The organism is Acinetobacter sp. Ag2 (assembly GCF_001005515.1).
GTDB lineage: Bacteria > Pseudomonadota > Gammaproteobacteria > Pseudomonadales > Moraxellaceae > Acinetobacter > Acinetobacter bereziniae.
The window spans coordinates 1-17,521 of the sequence record NZ_LBNA01000053.1; the positions used below are offsets into that span (position 1 = coordinate 1).

A 17,521-nucleotide genomic window follows, 5' to 3' on the forward strand; every position below is an offset into this window, starting at 1 on the left:
GATATAGTCAATCTGTTGAAAAATTCATACAGTAGAATATCACTTCTCTTGATCAATAAGATTAAAGCGATCAATATATTGTTTGATGATCTAAAGCTTGCACAGCCACGCTTTAGCTCTAAAGTTTAAATTGTTTTGCGTAGGCGATACTTTACTTTTCAGAGATGAAAAGTAACAAAAATCTTCCGTTGAGCGAGGGGTACATCCTAATACCCCCGCTCAACATGGCGACATCCATGTCGCCTCGTGATAGCAAGACTGTTTATGATTCAAAAGTTCAAAATAAATGAATCATCCAAATCACTTGTATGAATAATCAGGCGGTTTGCCTATATAATTCAACGTAAAAAAGTTGAGGCGTGGATCAAAAATCGGTTTGTGCTTGAATGACGAATTTTCTTTTTCTATGTTCATTTTTTATGTTGATTTGTCTCATAAAGCGGACTAAGTCGCGCTTTATGAGTGTATAAATAGAGATTATGAATATTTAACAACGCTGGCTTGTTGTTTTTGCTGAATGCCTTTGGCAAGCTTATAACATTCATCTACATGCGTTTCAGCCACTTTTTTCATGACAATATAGCCTAAACTTGCAGCAATAATTGAACCACCAAGCGGAATGAATTTGGTCACTTGTTTGGTGATGATTTTTGCAGCCATATTGTTAAAGGATGCTTTAACAGCAGTACGTGCCACCACTAAACCTGAAAATTCGAAACCACGTTTGCGCAGTTCATTCCAGTGGATTTTCTTGGTGGCAGGATCATAAACACTGATTTGATCTGGTGCTAAACCAAAGCGAGCATTGATTTCAGGAATCAGGAAAGACAACATACCGACATCAATGACCACATCAAAAAATGGCACTGGTACAACAGCTGCACCTGCGGAGACATAGGAACGCTTTTTGACAAGTTCTAAGCATTCTTCACGAATCTGTTCTAGATTCAAGGTGGGATCAATCGAGTCTGGAATTTTATCAATTTTCATAAATCAAATACCTATGTTTCAAGCTTTTTGTCATATTTCTGGAAACTCATGTTTGAGCTTGAAATTGTGAAGTTATTTCCAAATAATGTTTTAAAAATGCCATAGTATATTGTTGTTGTATAGTGGCGAATGTTTATGTTTTGTGCATGAACATAGACAATAGAATATTGAAAGTCGAGGAATTATGGCAATACATGTGATTCAAAGCCAACGCATTGATGTCTTGGTGCAAGGACTTTTGCAAAATACCATTCGGCCATCCAAAAATCCTTTTGCAGTTTTGCAAACGCAACATTTTATTGTACCCAGTCCTGCGGTGCAGGAGTGGTTGAGTCAACGTATCGCAGAACAACAGGGCATTAGCGCCAATAGCCAATTTCATCAGCGTATCCGTGGATTTCAATGGTTTGCTTATCAACAAGTACTTGATGATAAAGACAAAGTGCGTAAAGCCAATATTCCACGTCTGATTATGAAGTGGCGGATTTATCAGACTTTAAAAAGCTTTATTGAACATGAGGAAAATAGTCTGGCTGAAGACCATCCGTTGCATTCTATTATTCAACGGATCTATGACGCCGCTTCACAGTTACAACAAGGTTTAGACAAACAACTGAAAAAGCAAAGTATGTTGTATTGGGTGTCTGAGCAGGTTTCAAAACTGTTTAGTCACTATATGTTGTACCGTGCTGATTGTCTACGTGGCTGTACGCAGAATCAAGCTTGTCAGTGCCCAAGTAATTGGTTGGCGCAATGGGGGCGTGGAGAAGCACTGAATTTAGAACAGCAATTTTTTAAGACCAATCAGCAGATTTCAGCATTTACGCTGAATCAGGCACAAGAACTGGAAAACTGGCAACGTTGGTTATGGCAACATACATTTCATGATGATTTTATTGAAATGCAGAGTATTGATGCTGATTTTTGGCATGTGATGGAGGATGTTCAACAACGACCACAGGCTCTAAAAAAATTACCAAGTCAACTGATTGTCTTTACCTTGTTGGATTTGCCACCCAGTCAATTACAGTTTTTGAGACGACTTGGACAATATCTGGATGTGGTGATTTTACATTACAATCCATCACAAGAATACTGGGCAGACAGTGTCGATCCCAATTGGAAAAAACAATACGATTTAAGGGTTAAAGAACGCTTTATTGGCAAAAATCCCAATGCAACAGATGCGGATATTCAAAAATTTTTCGATGAATTTACCTTAAATTTTAATGCTGAAATTCGAGAATCTCGTCATCCTTTATTGACACGTTTTGGCAAACAAGCGCGTGATCATTTTTCGATTCTTTCCAACCTTTCTTCTGGAGAAGAAGGACAGTGGGTAGATGCTTTTGTCGATGAAGAACCGATTAATTTATTGACTAAACTCCAGTCCGATATTCTTTATTTAGTTGAGCCAGAGGCACATGCTTATCCAATCGCAAAAGAGGATGATTCGATTCAGATTCATGTATGTCATTCTGCATTAAGACAACTTGAAGTATTGAGAGATCAATTGATTGCTTGGTTAGCCAAAAGCTCGCTAGATCAACCTCGCCGTCCAAATGATATTTTAGTTTTAGTGCCAGACTTAAAACAGATTGAGCCACTGATTCGCAGTGTATTCCCACATACACCGAATCAGGACAGTGTTTATTTACCTGTGAAAATTGCAGGAGTGACGGCATTGGATGCTCATAATGCTTGGCGTGCTGTGCTAGGACGTATTCAATTGATTGAAAGTCGTTTTAGCATTGAAGATTTTGCAGATTGGTTAAGTTTAACTGCGACTCAATTACGTTATGATTTAGATATTGCTAATACAGAACGCATGATTGAATTGCTGATCAATGCTGGATTTAAACGTGGTTTAGATGCGCAACACTTAAAGCGTTCGTTGAGTCAAGATGACGATGATTTTCGTTTTAGTTTTAAATTTGCATTGGATCGTTTGGTATTGGGCATTGCAATTCCAGAACATCGATTATTTGAAAATGTGTTGAGTTATGCGCAAGTCTTTACAGCTGATTTTGAGCTGATCACGACCTTGGTACAGATTTACCAAGACTTTGATCATCGTAGAGATTGGATGATTGCACATGAGCTCGGCAAGCAAACCACATTAAAATGTAATGTGGAAGCGTGGTTAAAATTGCTGATGCAGGATATTGTTGAATTTGAACAAGCAGGTGTCGAATCTTTAAAAACGGTACGTGAGATCGTAAAAAAACAAGAACGTATGCTGACTTTGGCGAGTTTCTATGACGAGCAAGAACAGTCTATTCTCCAAGATATTGATTTGCCTTTGGCATATTTACTCAATGAAATTCAAAACTTATTAGAGGGGCAAATTGATCAGGCTTTACCGACAGGGCAGATTACGTTTAGTCAGATCGGACAAATTCGCCCGCTGCCTTATAAGCTGATCGTACTGTTAAATTTGGATGGCGGTAAATTCCCAGATCGTGATGTTCATGTCCCTTTCGACTTAATGCAAATCCTTAAACCACAGTTGGGTGATCGTTCACGTTTGGATGATGATCAAGGTGCATTTTTAGATGCTTTACTGTTGGCACAAGAAAATCTATGGTTATTTTACAATGGCTTTGATGTCAGTGATGGTGAGGTTCGAGATCCATCGAGTGTCTTACAAGAGTTGATCAATCATATTGCCTTTATTAGTCAAGCCGATCATTTGCAATCAACATCCACATCAAATACAAGCCCTGAGAACTTGACTGCTGTAGCACAAACCGTGTCCTTAGATGGAATTGAAGTACCAGAACAGATTCAAACTTTATACCATGTCCATACTTTACAGCCCTTTGAGCCAAGAGGATTTGAATCTCAACACCATATTCGCTATCAAGATCAATGGTTCCAAGTCGCACAACAGATTCGTCAAACAGAGGCATTGGCTCAACGTGATGCTTGGGTGAATACCCCTTATCCATCAGCTCAAGAGGATATTATGGTATTGGATGCAGGGCAGTGGATTCAAGATATGACCTTCCCTGCACGATTATATTTAAAAACCTTGGGGGTTGAAAATCTAAGCGCAGATGATATGCCAGCATTGAATGAACCTTTGATTTTGGATGGCTTGGCACGTTATCAAATCCGAGATTTTTTACAAAAGGTGACGCTTCATTCTGTAGATGATGCTGCGGTAAATGATATGCGGTTATTGCAGAATCAACTTCCGATAGGCAAGGTTCAGCTCAGTGCATGGCAAATCGGCTTGGCTGAACAAGACAGTTTAAAAGCACGCTTAAAGCATTATGCGCCTGAAGTGACATTGACCACACAGCGTCAGTGGCGGATTGAATCTGGTTTGGTTATGAACATTACCTTGCCTCAACAGCAGCGCACAGATTGGGTCAGTTTAGATGCCTCAAGTGGTCGTGCTAAACGTCGTACTAAAGTTTGGTTAGAGTATTTGTTGTGGCTAAGTTATTTAAATCTGGATGCCGAACAGTCGAAAGGTTTACAACGGATTGCGGTATTTAGTGATGTGACGATCATCAATACAGGATTAAGTTCAGCACAAGCAAAACAGTATCTACTGGCATGGTTTAAAGCCTTTGCTTATGGGCAGTCTGAACCTTTGGTATTGCCCGCTGCATTGTTGTTGAAGCTCACTGAAAATAATAAAACATTGACCTGGATAGCTGAAGACTCTGGTCGTTCAGTGATTGAGGATTTCACAGTAATACTCAATGAGTGGAATAAAAGTGATGCATTTTTACCTTATGATTTGACGGAAATGGAGTGGAGTAAAAAGCATCGGGATTGGCAATTTATTTTGCAAGAACAAGATGCGACTGCACTGCTCAAGCATGCTTGTGATCAATTTGCGTATGATCTGTATCAACCCATTTATCAGTATCAAACTGTTGCGGAGGAATCATGATGACTTCCGTAAATTTATCGCTTAGTAACACAGCCAGTAGCAAAAAAAAGCAGGTTTCGATTCAACCGATTGAAGATATGCACTTTGCTGGTTTACATTGGATCGAAGCTTCTGCAGGTACAGGTAAAACCTATACCTTGTCCAGTTTGATGGTGCGGATTTTTTTAGAAAAATACTTACCAAGCCAAGTGATTGCAACTACATTTACTCGAAAAGCTGCTGCAGAGTTGAAAAGTCGGATTCGTTCACGTTTACAAGATACGTTTCACTATTTTGAATCCTGTCGAGAGCTGACTGAATCACAGGTTTTAAACAAAGCCCAGCAGGAAACCGATCCTTTATTTTCTAAGTTGTTGAAAACATTTGCATCGCAAGTGGCTTATGCCTGTGAACGTCTAAAACTGGTGATTGATCAACTTGATGAATTGTTTGTGGGGACCTTAGATAGCTTTAGTCAAAAACTATTACGTGAATTTGCTTTTGAAAGTGGCAAGATTGAACGTGCAGAAATTACTGATGATGCAAAAAGCTATACTTATCAATTGATTCATGATGTTTTAAGGGCATGGATTCAAAAACAACCGCAAGATATTGTCGATAGTTTGATGTTTGCAGGAGAGTTACATGGTGTCGACTACTATGCATCGACAGTTGAGCAAAGTTTAAATTTCGCATCGGCAAAATTTGTTGAGCCACAATTTTCTACTGTGGATGCTCAATCATTTCAACAGGCAATAGAACAACTGTCGCAAATTCAATTGCAACAGTTACAAACACTTGAAGCTTATTATTTATTGGACGGTGATTATTATAAGTTTTGTAATGGGACAAAATTTAGGAGTGATCGTTTTCATCGTATTTTTACCAAGAGTCTGCCACAAATTATTCAAACCACCCAACAACAGGGCTATAAACATTATTTGAGTTCCGGGTTGGCAGTGGAAAAGTCTGATTTTTCCACTTTAATCAAAGTGCTTCGTGAACAACAGATCTTTAAGAAAGCAGCCCCTGAACATGTACAGCTGGGATTTTATCAACATCCGATTGTTCAACAGCTGTTGAGTATCTATGCGCAAATCGAAGTATTTGAAAATCAGTTGCTCGGAACCAATACTTTTCTTAAATATTATTTGGCGCAAGAAGTGAAACAGCGCTTGCCACAAGTATTACAGCAAAAGGGTGAAACAACCTTTGCCCAGCAAATTCGAACGCTTGCGGAAGCTTTACAAGGTGAACAAGGACAACGGTTTGCTACTTTTGTCCATGCACGTTATCCCTTAATTTTGGTTGATGAGTTTCAGGATACCAACCAAGATCAAGACGATATGTTAGCGCAAATTTGGCGTCATCCAAGTCGAGTTAAGAATGGCTGTATGATCATGGTGGGTGATCGTAAACAAGCGATTTATGGTTTCCGTGGTGGGGACATGCTGACTTTTTTAAAAGCACATCAGGATGTGTTTGGTAAAGATGGCAATGAATATAACTTGATCTATAACCATCGTTCAGTAAAACCCTTGGTTGAGGTGGTCGATGCCTTATTTCAAAGACAAATGGATTTTGGCGAGCAGGTGATCTATACCCCTGTGCAAGCAGGTAGTCGCCCCCATCCAGATCTGTTGGATCAGGGACAGATAAATCCTCAACCTTTAAGATGGCTCAAATTAGCAGATAAACAGCTTGAAGCAGAACAAGTGGCATGGAAAATCCGTGATTTGCTCAATCAAGGTATTCAAGGCAGTTTATTGTTTAAGGAGAAATCCGCGCAGCGTCCGTTAGATGAAAATGACATTGCTATTTTATCGAAAAACCACGATGGGCTAGACAAGGCACAAGCTGCGTTAGAGTTTCTGGGGATTCGCACCAATCGACCTTCGAAAAAAAGTGTTTTTGAAAGTCAGATTGCCCATGATGTTGGTGCTGTACTGACTGCAATTTTGCACCCTTACCATGAAGCGAAAGTAAAACGTGCTGTATTAAGTCGTATGATGGGTTTGAGCTTAAAAGATTTGATTGCCTTAGAACAGCATGCAGATGGCTTAAGTGAATACATCGAGTTGTTTGATCAGGTCCGTGAAATATGGCTGAATCAAGGTTTCTTAACTGCTTGGCAATATCTACTCAATCAGTGTGCGGTCTGGAAAAAACTGGTGGAAAAGCGTAGTCGTGATAATGAGCGTGTGGTGGTGAATTTACGTCATTTAACTGAACTGCTCAGCCAACACAGTGAAACATATCAAGGTGCGCAAAATCTTTATCATTGGTATTTAAAACAGCTGACTGCACCAATGGAACGAGAGTGGGAAATGGAGCGTAAACTGTCCAATGAGGCAGGGGTCCAGTTGATGACCATTCACCAATCGAAGGGTTTAGAGTTTAAATTTGTTTTTTTACTGGGTGCAGACAAAGAGTTTAAAGAAATCAATAAGACTTTGAACTTTTCGACAGCAGTCCAATTAAATAGCCAGACAGGGCAGACTGAACAACAGCGTGTGGTGGCTGTTAATGACAGTAATTTACTGGATAAAAAAGATATCGAACAACATAATGAGCGTGCTTTAGCAGAACATCATCGTTTGTGGTATGTGGCGTTGACTCGTGCCAGTTATCGTGTTTATGCCATGTTGAGTGATACCAAAGAAAAGTCGACAACAGGCTTGGCATTTTGGCGGGGTCAAGGTGCTGATGTTTTTCAGCATATCGGTAGCTGTATGGAAGACTTACTGACTGAGCGTCCTAAAATACTGGAAAAACCTAAGTCTGAACATCCTTTACCATTAATTGCACAAGCATTTCCAACACAGCGTTTTTATCCGCGGGGAAAAACCAGTTTTAGTGCGTTGGCCCAACATTTAACACGACAGCAAATCCAAGATGCCTTGGCAGTTTCTGAACAAAAGCAAGACCGTGCAGAAGATGAAATTCAACAGCCGATGATTGAAATTATTCAGCAAACACAGCCTGAGCAACCGATTGCATGGATCAAAGCCAATTTTCCAATGGGCACCATTGCAGGAAATTTCTTGCATGAAATCTTTGAACATATTGATTTTCAGGATACACGATATTGGCATCTTGAAATTCGTCGACGTTTTAAAAATGACTACTCCAGTTTATGGACGGAATTGCTTGAAAAATACCGACTGGCTTTTTTAAACCAAACTGTCGAGGAGAATGCTTTAGCTCAATCCAATGCTGAAGAAACTTTGCTGACTTGGGTTGCTGAGTGGCTGGCTGAGGTCTTATCCACACCAATTCTCAAAAATTTCCAATTAAAACAGCTTGAACCTCATCAACATTTGGCTGAGTTCCCATTCTATTTATCGCTTTCAGATCGAGTTTTGGCAATTCAACGGATTTATCAGTTATTTGATGAGTACGGAATAAAAATGCCTGAGTTTAATGATGCTCGTTCAGCCCGTTATCTCAATGGCTCAATTGATTTGGTTTTCTTTGATGGGCAGCAATATCATATTGCCGATTATAAAAGTAATTTTCTGGGTGCAGATCAACACAACTATACCTCAGAAGCCGTGCAAGAGAGTATGTCACATGCCAGTTATTGGTTGCAGGCAGCGTTATATTTGGTGGCTTTACATCGCTATTTAAAAATCCAACTTGAAGACTACCAAATTGAACGGGATTTAGGTGGTGCAACTTATTTGTATTTACGTGGTATGAATGCTCAAGTCGGTCAAGGCTATTATTTCTGGCGCCCCACCACAGAGTTTATTTTGAGATTAGATGCGATACTGGGCTATTTTGTTGAGGATAAATCTAGTGAAATTGTGTGAATAGTTGTTTGAAAAACTGTATAAACAATAGGTTATCATGTGGATAACTGTGTTGAAAACCTTGTAGATAACTCTGAGGATAACTGTGTGGAAAATCAACAGGATTTAGAAAGCCAAGTCCCACAATGGATTGAGACATGGAGTAAATATGTTTTAACACAGTATTCCACAAGCCCTAAATTAGATGAACATGCACTTGAACTGGCACAAGAAATACTTTTGGCAAGCACTCAGGGTGATAGTTGTATTCCCGTAAAGGATAAAAATACAACAGGGTTAAAGTCCTTGATGATTCAGGCAGACAACCCAGAAAGCGCAGTTGCGCCGTTTGTACAAGATCATGAATATCTTTATCTCTATCGTTATTGGCAACTTGAGAGACGCTTGGCACAACAAATTAAACGTCTGAGTGTGCAATCTACTGCTCAGGTGGATGTTTCGGAATTTGATGAACTATTGACTGATGCTCATCAAAAAGCGGCTTTGGCTATGGTCGCGAAATCGGCTTTGAGTATGATTACGGGGGGACCGGGTACAGGTAAAACCTATACTTTGGCAAGAATCATTGCCGTATTATATCAAGCAACTCCAGATATTCGGATCGCGATGGCAGCACCTACAGGAAAAGCTGCACAACGTATGGGGGAAGCTTTGCAGAAGTCCTTGTCTGATCCTAAATTACAACATTTTGGTTTAAGTCAAAATCTATTTAATCCGATGACCTTGCATCGTTTGTTGGGATTAGGTCATCAACAGACCCCGCGCTTTAACCAACGCCAACCACTGCCTTATGATGTTGTGGTTGTAGATGAAGCTTCGATGCTGGATTTAAATTTAGCAACCATGCTGTTTGAGGCGATTCCTGAACATGGACGTTTAATCCTGTTGGGCGATGCAAATCAATTGGCTTCAGTGGATGTCGGTGCAGTCCTTGCTGATCTGCAACAGATGGAAACTTTGTCTGATCATCGGGTTAATTTAATGACCAGTCAACGCTTTAAAGAAGGTGCATTGATTGGGAAAATGGCAAAGTTTATTCAAATGCAAAAAACGCTGGATACTGCTCCATCGCAACTTTTAGCACACTTTGAACAAGAGGTGGTTGTTGCAGGAGAACTTAAACCAGTCGATTTATTACCAGACATGCAAGATGTCATTCAACTTGAGTATCTTCCTGAAAAAATTGCGCAAGCTGATTTAGCGGGCTACTACAAGAAATTAAGTTTAGGTTTCCATACTTATTTTGAAAGCCTTCAGGTTTATTTGAATACCGACACAGCACATGATCAAGCCAAGATGGTTGTACACGCGTTTGACAGTTACCGGATTCTCACCGCGATACGTCATGGGGTAATGGGTTTAAACAGTTTAAATACAGAAATGGAAAAAGCTTTATTTGAATATATTCCGACCCTATCCAAACGAGGTGATTGGTATGTGGGGCGTCCTGTGATGATGACCTACAATGATTACCAATTAGGACTCTCTAACGGAGATATTGGGATTTGTCTGAAACACCGTCAACAGCAGGGACAATTCGAAGTCTATTTCCCTAGCTTGGATAAATGGTTTCCTGCAACTCGTTTGCCTAAAGCAATGCAGACGGCTTTTGCACTGACGATTCATAAATCACAAGGCTCAGAATTTACTCATACTGCAGTGGTTTTAGATTCGGCAGCAACTCGGCTATTAAGTCAAGAGTTGATTTACACCGCAATTACACGAGCCAAGTCTGTGGTCAGTCTCTTGGTGGATCAAAGCGCATTTGTACAATCTCTGAATATAGCGACCACACGTACTAGTGGATTGGTTAGGATGGTTAATGCGGTATAATTATTTTGAAGTTTAAATTGATAATTTGAACATTGTACGAAATTGCTTACATGAATTCGAGAGATTTGCGCATAGAGCTTCATGTTAGTTTTTGAGATGATGAAGCCATAAAGAGCTCGGCAAGGATCGTTGAGTAAAATCGCAAAATAAGAACAACTTGAAGTCGTGAGACTGCGAACTTACAAGAAAGTAAGTAATAAAAGAGGAAACTTACAGCCGCTAAGCCTTGTAGTTTTGGGAGAGACTACAGGGCTTTTTTATTGCCAAGGGATTGCCACTCTAGTTTTCAAATTATGATAGGTTCATCTTTTATTTTTGTTAGTTTAGATTAAAAATTATACTTGAAATCTACATTTATTATGTCATCTATCACATTTTAAAAGGCTTTTTATGAAACTCACCACGGTCATTTTTCTGTACGCAATTTCTCACATAAAGATGAGTTAAATACGACTTTTGTCTTACATATTTGACATGCATAATAAGTCATATATGGACATAATTGGTCACATGGTTGTGAAAATGAATGTCAGTGATAAAACAATAAGTGTCGAGAGCACAATAAAGATAATAAATAAGATACCGACAATAACTAAACAAGAAACTACAGCGCAACGGAAAAGCCCTAAGAGTAATCTTAGGGCTTTTTCATATCTTACTTTCTGATTTAAACCAATTCTGTTTCAGTACGATCTGTACCAAATACAGCACGACGTTGTGCTTTCGGGATTTTAGGGCAGTTATTGGAAATTTGATAAAGTGTTTGTGCCAAAGCAGGAATATGTGTACCCATGACGGCTTTTCCTGTATTTAAAATACTGACACTAATATCGCGTTGAGGATCAGCCCAGCATAAGATATTGGAAAATCCAAGATGACCAAACGCTTGTCCTGTCATTGGACCAAAAATACCCAAAGGATTGCTGCCTAACATTGGACCTAATGCATAGCGCATAGGGGCAAGTAGCGTTCGATCAATATTGGTGGTGGATGTTGGTAGCGTTGCACGGAAAACCGTTTCTGGGCTCATGATCCGTTTGCCCTGATATTCTCCGCCATTCAACAACATTTCAAAAAAACGGTTGGCTTGTTCTGCACTGGTATAAATGTTGCCAGCAGGGCAGACAGTATCCATAAAGCGTGGATCATTGGTTACATCTACCGCAAGTTGTAATCCCCCACCTAAAACATGATTTAAATATAAATCAGTTCCAAGTTTTGGATGTACACCAGTCGGATAATTCAGCGCGACTTGATCGCGATATTCAGGTTTTAAACCATAATTGAAAAACGGCATATTCATGGGTTTTTCAATTTTTTCATGGAGAAATTGACGGAGATCTTGTCCAGTCACGCGCTCGATCAATTCACCGAGAATATAACCTGCTGTGACTGCATGGTAAGCTAAATGTGAGCCTGCAGGGGAAATCGGCTGTGCAGCATAGAGATATTGTAAAATTTGATCTTTATCAAATAAGAGCTCTGGGGTGACTTCCATTTCTATACGTGGAATGCCGCCACGATGCGACAGTAAATGAAAGATTGTGGCACGGCGTTTGCCATTTTGTGCATATTCAGGAATGTAATGACTGATCGGGTCCAATAAGTTGATTTCACCTGTTTCATCTAACATGTGAATCAAGATGGCGGTAATCATTTTGGATGCTGAAAATAAGCAAATGGGGGTATCTGGATTTGCAATCACGGCATTTTTGGCTAAACCATCCGCAGAGTTTCCTGAGGCATGCCCCAAACTGCGGTTCAATATGATTTGACCTTTACGTCTTAAACACACACTGATCAGAGGATGATTACCTGTTTGATAAAGGTGTTCAATACTCTGCCAGATTTTATCTACTTGTTTTACTGTCATTCCCCCAAGTTCAGGATGAACTTCATTTTTACTACTGGTGATGCTGCCCAAATCCTTGGGTACAAAACAGGTGTTGGTCGAAAATAACTTCACAATCGTTGTCCATGCTTATTTTTATTCAGAACAAGTGTGAACTGAGTCGAGATAAATGTCTGTGTCCGAATTGCCATGCACTGTGTAAAAAAAGTGCAATATTGATGTGCTTTTATCATCAAGTGAAACTTGCTAGAACTGAGATGTACAATATTTTTGCAATCTCAACATACTTCCTTTAAAATAAGCCTCTGCTGTAGTGATGCACGGCAGTTAAATTGGTTTTGAAGAATCAATTTGATTTGTATCAAGTATTTAAATTAAGCATCTCGGAGAAATCGAATGGCTTTAACAAACGCAGATCGCGCAGAGATCGTTGCAAAATTCGCTCGTGCTGAAAATGACACTGGTTCACCAGAAGTACAAGTTGCTTTATTGACTGCTCAAATCAATGATTTGCAAGGTCACTTCAAAGAACACAAACACGACCATCATAGCCGTCGTGGTTTGATCCGTATGGTTAACCAACGTCGTAAGCTTCTTGACTACCTTAAAGGTAAAGATGCTACTCGTTATAGCGATTTGATTGCTGCTTTAGGTTTACGTCGTTAATTCGATTTAAACTTTTATTTTCGGATTATTGCATGCTGAATGCTGTATTGATGAAAACTAAAGTCTATCCAGTATTTACTGGATAAAAGGGAAGGGGCGAATATTCGCTCCTTCTTCGTGTTTAAAATTAGTCTAAATAAAGATTTATTGTCTAGTGAGGTCGGCTTCTAAGCTTTGTCATTTATGTAACAGATATGAATGCCAAACCTTAGGGGTCTCCACTAGAATAAAATTAGGAAACAAAAATACATGTCAATGTTTAATGTTATTCGTAAAGAATTTCAATATGGTCAACATCAAGTTGTATTAGAAACAGGTCGTGTTGCTCGTCAAGCAAACACTGTATTGATCACTATGGGTGGTGTAACTGTTCTTGTAGCTGTCGTTGCACAACCTACTGCTAAAGCAGGACAAGACTTTTTTCCACTTACAGTAAACTATCAAGAAAAACAATATGCTGCAGGTCGTATCCCAGGTGGATATGGTAAGCGTGAAGGTCGTGCTTCAGAGTCAGAAACTTTAATTTCTCGTCTTATTGACCGTCCAATTCGCCCATTGTTCCCGGAAGGTTACTATAACGAAATCCAAGTGACTGCTACAGTTGTTTCTTCTGATAAAACAATGGAAGCCGATATCGCTGCAATGTTGGGTACTTCAGCAGCTTTAGCTATCGCTGGCACACCTTTCCGTGGTCCAATCGGTGGTGCGCGTGTTGGTTTAATCAACGGTGAATATGTTCTTAACCCAAATTTAGAACAACTTGCTCAATCTGATCTTGATCTTGTTGTTGCAGGTACAGAATCTGCGGTATTGATGGTTGAGTCTGAAGCGAAAGAGCTTTCAGAAGACCAAATGTTGGGTGCTGTGCTTTTCGGTCATGATGAAATGCAAATTGCGATCCAAGCGATTAAAGAATTTGCTGCTGCCGCTGGTGCAACAGAGTCAACTTGGACTGCTCCAGTTAAAAACGAAGACCTTCGTGCAAAATTAAAAGACGCATTTGAAGCGAAAATCTCTGAAGCATATACCATTGCGGTTAAGCATGACCGTTATGCTGCATTAGATGCTTTACAAGCTGAGGCTGTTGCGCAGTTTGTTCCAGAAGAAGATGTTGATGGTATCGCTGACGACTTAAATGAACTCTTTGAAGATTTAAAATACCGTACAGTGCGTGACAATATCCTTTCAGGTAAACCACGTATTGACGGTCGTGATACCAAAACTGTTCGCGCATTAGACGTACAAGTAGGTGTATTGGATCGTGCTCATGGTTCAGCATTGTTTACGCGTGGTGAAACTCAGGCGTTGGTTACAACGACTTTAGGTAATACACGTGATGCATTGATGGTTGATACTTTAGCGGGTACAAAAACTGACAACTTCATGTTGCACTATAACTTCCCTGCATACTCTGTGGGTGAGACAGGTCGTGAATCTGGTCCTAAACGCCGTGAAATTGGTCATGGTCGTTTGGCTCGCCGTGGTGTTCAAGCGGTACTTCCACCAGCTGATCGCTTCCCGTATGTGATTCGTATCGTGTCTGACATTACTGAATCAAATGGTTCATCTTCAATGGCTTCTGTATGTGGTGCATCATTGTCACTTATGGATGCAGGTGTTCCACTTAAAGCGCCAGTTGCTGGTATTGCAATGGGTCTGGTAAAAGAAGGTGAGCGTTTTGCTGTGCTTTCTGACATCTTAGGTGATGAAGACCACTTAGGTGATATGGACTTTAAAGTTGCAGGTTCTGCAAACGGTATTACTGCACTTCAAATGGACATCAAAATCGAAGGAATCACAGAAGAAATTATGGAAGTTGCGTTGAATCAAGCATATGCAGGTCGTATGCATATTCTTAATGCAATGAACCAAGTGATTTCACGTGCTCGCCCTGAAATTTCAATGCATGCGCCAACATTCCAAGTGATCAACATCAACCCTGATAAGATCCGTGATGTGATTGGTAAAGGTGGTGCGACAATTCGTCAAATCACTGAAGAAACTAAAGCGGCAATTGATATCGAAGACAACGGCACAGTACGTGTATTTGGTGAAACTAAAGCAGCAGCTCAAGCAGCGATTGCAAAAATCCAAGCACTTACTGCAGAAGTTGAACCAGGTAAAATCTACCCAGGTAAAGTGATTCGTATTGTTGAATTCGGTGCATTTGTAAACATTATGCCGGGTACAGATGGTTTACTTCACATCTCACAAATTTCAAATGAACGTGTTGCAAACGTGACAGATATTTTGGCTGAAGGTCAAGATGTTAAAGTTCAAGTTGCTGATGTAGACAACCGTGGTCGTATTAAATTAACGATGAAAGATGTAGACCAAGCATAAGCTTGCAAGGCTTTAGACCTTTTTAGTTTGTTTAAAGTCTAATAAAAAAAGCCCGCCTTGAGTTTTGCCAAAGTAACAACTTTGGCTTGCTCAGGGCTTTTTTTATGGCATGATGCATAGCAAGAAAGATCAATAATTACTGTGAATATGCAAAGTTTCTATTTTTTTCAGCATCCTGATGAACCTTATACTTGTATACAGAAACAACCTGTGCTCGATGCAGAACAACAGTTCGTTTGGGTGGATTGTACGCGTGAAGATGTAGTTAATCGTGCGGAGCAATGGCAAAAAGAAATTCATAATGATACGGACGTTCATCTCAATGAATATCATATTCGAGATATTTTAAACATCGAACACCCATGTGCCTTTGATACGATGGAAGATTATGATTTATTAATTTTTCGGAAACTGATTACCCCAGATGATCAGATCAGTAGTGGTGACACGGCATTAGAACAACATGATCGTGTTTTTGGTTTAGCGACATCTCCAGTCAGTTTTATTATTACCCCCCAAGCTTTAATCACCGTACGTGAGCGGGGCAACCATGCCTTTGAAAGCTATTTAGCTCGTATCCTGAATATCATGAATAAGGATTTAGAAGAGCAAAACAAACCACGCAAACTCCCGAGAACACCCTTAGATTTAGCATTACGTTTATTAAATAGCATGATTGATGGCTATCTGGATTTGCGCAATCCGCTTTCACGCCGTGTCGAGTTTTGGCAACAAGAACTTTTGCAAGGCAATCGTCGCTTTTCAAAATGGCATCAGCTATTTCAAGAGAATATGGTGTTTCAACAAATCGAAAACCTATGTGAAGAGCAAATTGATTCTTTACAGGAACTTCGAGATGAAATTGTTGAAAACTATGCCCATTTAAAGGGTAAAAAGCATAGTGAAAAGCAAGATATTATTTTGGTTCGAGTCGATGATTTGGTGAGCCATGTCGAACGTATCCAAAAGTATACGGTGAGATTAAGCACAGCCATCCAAACAGCAATTGATTTACATTTTTCAGCGATCGCCAATCAAACCAATGAAAACATGCGAATACTTGCCATTATTACTGCGGTATTTGCACCACTCACCTTATTAACGGGTGTTTATGGAATGAATTTTGAATTTATTCCCGGTTTGCGTAGTCCAATGGGATTCTGGATTATGCTTGGGGTGATGCTGGCATGTACGATCGGCTTATTAATCTACTTTTACCGCCGTCATTTGGTTGGACGTGGTGAAAGAAGTGTGATTGATATGTTGGCACAACAACATAAAAATCAACACGTGAATTTACTCTGGTTTTTGGATTATGAGCCGATCAAACAAACCATGAAGGAAGTTGAAAAAATCACAAAACTGAAATAATTAAATATTATTCTGGTTGAGGATTGATATGAGCTGTTTTTTGTAAAATCAAATAGAGTTGATCTTTTAATCTCAATTTTTTACGTTTAAGTTGCTCAATATTTTCATGAATATGATTGAGGGGATCAAGTTCAAGATGACTGATTTCACGATCCAGTTCATCATGATCAATTAAAAGCTTGGCAAAATGTGGATCTTCTTGTTTTAGCATACACATGAGATCACGATATTCTGGGAACATGTGTTTCAACTTTTTATTCATTACTTTCGAATTCATTAGCGCCTATAACCTCTTGCATAAAAATTCTAACAATCAAACAAAAACGGAAAGACAAGTTCTGCATCATGACAGGTTAAATATTAACCTGTCACTAGGCATTAACATTTTGAAATGAATTAATGAGCATGGAGGTGAAGGTGTTTGACTTGTTTGCGTAATTGTTGAACCTCGTCAAGTAAATCCATCATCATCGCGACAGCAGATAGACTGGCTTCAAAGTCACGTTGCAAGCGGTAGGCTCGACGTGCTCGTGAAATATCTTCTCCAAAAAATTGATGGATACGATTTTCTGGGCGTGCAGGTAAAATCTCATATTCCAATAATTGCAAAATCCATTCAGGGCTTTGACCGCATGCTTCAGCAAAATGTTTGAGATCTAAATTTATGTTTTCATCTACGATTTCCGCATCATGGAAACCGTCATAGACAATTTCACGATATTGAATGGTTGTCATGATTGCTCTCCTTTAGCATCGTTATAT

The 17,521-nt window shown here is 39.6% G+C and carries 10 protein-coding genes; 6 read left to right on the forward strand and 4 right to left on the reverse strand.

The window, feature by feature from the left end; genetic code table 11:
- Window positions 1-477 precede the first annotated feature (477 nt).
- The gene (locus AAV97_RS13405; protein ID WP_004825336.1) at window positions 478-990 is read right to left on the reverse strand and encodes a hypothetical protein; all 513 of its coding nucleotides are present in this window, start codon (window positions 988-990) and stop codon (window positions 478-480) included.
- Between the two features lie 184 nt (window positions 991-1,174).
- On the opposite strand from AAV97_RS13405, the gene AAV97_RS13410 reads away from it, so the two are divergent.
- The 3 genes from AAV97_RS13410 (at window position 1,175) to recD (ending at window position 10,527) form a co-directional block, all read left to right on the forward strand.
- Window positions 1,175-4,900, forward strand: a complete 3,726-nt coding sequence (locus AAV97_RS13410) for an exodeoxyribonuclease V subunit gamma (RefSeq protein WP_046760832.1) — start codon at window positions 1,175-1,177, stop codon at window positions 4,898-4,900.
- Complete coding sequence (locus AAV97_RS13415; protein WP_046760833.1) at window positions 4,900-8,694, forward strand: UvrD-helicase domain-containing protein; 3,795 nt, start codon at window positions 4,900-4,902, stop codon at window positions 8,692-8,694. The genes AAV97_RS13410 and AAV97_RS13415 overlap by 1 nt, the downstream gene beginning before the upstream one ends.
- A gap of 87 nt (window positions 8,695-8,781) precedes the next feature.
- A complete protein-coding gene (gene recD, locus AAV97_RS13420; protein ID WP_212771921.1) occupies window positions 8,782-10,527 on the forward strand; it encodes an exodeoxyribonuclease V subunit alpha in 1,746 nt (581 codons plus the stop codon).
- Between the two features lie 667 nt (window positions 10,528-11,194).
- On the opposite strand, the gene AAV97_RS13430 is transcribed toward recD, so the two are convergent.
- A complete protein-coding gene (locus tag AAV97_RS13430) occupies window positions 11,195-12,493 on the reverse strand; it encodes a serine hydrolase domain-containing protein (RefSeq protein WP_004825331.1) in 1,299 nt (432 codons plus the stop codon).
- A gap of 282 nt (window positions 12,494-12,775) precedes the next feature.
- Here AAV97_RS13430 and rpsO point away from each other — a divergent pair, with 282 nt between their 5' ends.
- From rpsO to AAV97_RS13445, 3 genes are all read left to right on the forward strand, one after another.
- Complete coding sequence (rpsO, locus tag AAV97_RS13435) at window positions 12,776-13,045, forward strand: 30S ribosomal protein S15 (protein ID WP_004725514.1); 270 nt, start codon at window positions 12,776-12,778, stop codon at window positions 13,043-13,045.
- A 255-nt stretch (window positions 13,046-13,300) separates the two neighbouring features.
- Window positions 13,301-15,388 carry a polyribonucleotide nucleotidyltransferase gene (gene pnp / locus AAV97_RS13440; RefSeq protein ID WP_171064930.1) on the forward strand — a complete coding sequence of 696 codons (2,088 nt, stop codon included), beginning with the start codon at window positions 13,301-13,303 and terminating at the stop codon, window positions 15,386-15,388.
- 147 nt (window positions 15,389-15,535) lie between these two features.
- Window positions 15,536-16,759, forward strand: a complete 1,224-nt coding sequence (locus AAV97_RS13445; RefSeq protein ID WP_046760835.1) for a magnesium transporter CorA family protein — start codon at window positions 15,536-15,538, stop codon at window positions 16,757-16,759.
- A gap of 7 nt (window positions 16,760-16,766) precedes the next feature.
- Here AAV97_RS13445 and AAV97_RS13450 read toward each other — a convergent pair whose 3' ends face one another.
- Both AAV97_RS13450 and AAV97_RS13455 read right to left on the reverse strand, forming a co-directional pair.
- On the reverse strand, window positions 16,767-17,036 hold the full coding sequence (locus AAV97_RS13450; RefSeq protein WP_004825328.1) for a YdcH family protein: 270 nt from the start codon (window positions 17,034-17,036) through the stop codon (window positions 16,767-16,769).
- A 119-nt stretch (window positions 17,037-17,155) separates the two neighbouring features.
- Window positions 17,156-17,494: a chaperone modulator CbpM gene (locus tag AAV97_RS13455; RefSeq protein ID WP_009587211.1), complete on the reverse strand. Its 339-nt coding sequence runs from the start codon at window positions 17,492-17,494 to the stop codon at window positions 17,156-17,158.
- Window positions 17,495-17,521 lie beyond the last annotated feature (27 nt).

What these genes read in the sequence shown, in the direction of transcription:
- AAV97_RS13455 (WP_009587211.1), bottom strand. Translation starts at nt 17,494, where the DNA reads ATGACAACCATTCAATATCGTGAAATTGTCTATGACGGTTTCCATGAT.
- AAV97_RS13415 (WP_046760833.1), top strand. Translation starts at nt 4,900, where the DNA reads ATGACTTCCGTAAATTTATCGCTTAGTAACACAGCCAGTAGCAAAAAA.
- AAV97_RS13445 (WP_046760835.1), top strand. Translation starts at nt 15,536, where the DNA reads ATGCAAAGTTTCTATTTTTTTCAGCATCCTGATGAACCTTATACTTGT.
- AAV97_RS13410 (WP_046760832.1), top strand. Translation starts at nt 1,175, where the DNA reads ATGGCAATACATGTGATTCAAAGCCAACGCATTGATGTCTTGGTGCAA.
- pnp (WP_171064930.1), top strand. Translation starts at nt 13,301, where the DNA reads ATGTTTAATGTTATTCGTAAAGAATTTCAATATGGTCAACATCAAGTT.
- AAV97_RS13450 (WP_004825328.1), bottom strand. Translation starts at nt 17,036, where the DNA reads ATGAATTCGAAAGTAATGAATAAAAAGTTGAAACACATGTTCCCAGAA.
- rpsO (WP_004725514.1), top strand. Translation starts at nt 12,776, where the DNA reads ATGGCTTTAACAAACGCAGATCGCGCAGAGATCGTTGCAAAATTCGCT.
- AAV97_RS13405 (WP_004825336.1), bottom strand. Translation starts at nt 990, where the DNA reads ATGAAAATTGATAAAATTCCAGACTCGATTGATCCCACCTTGAATCTA.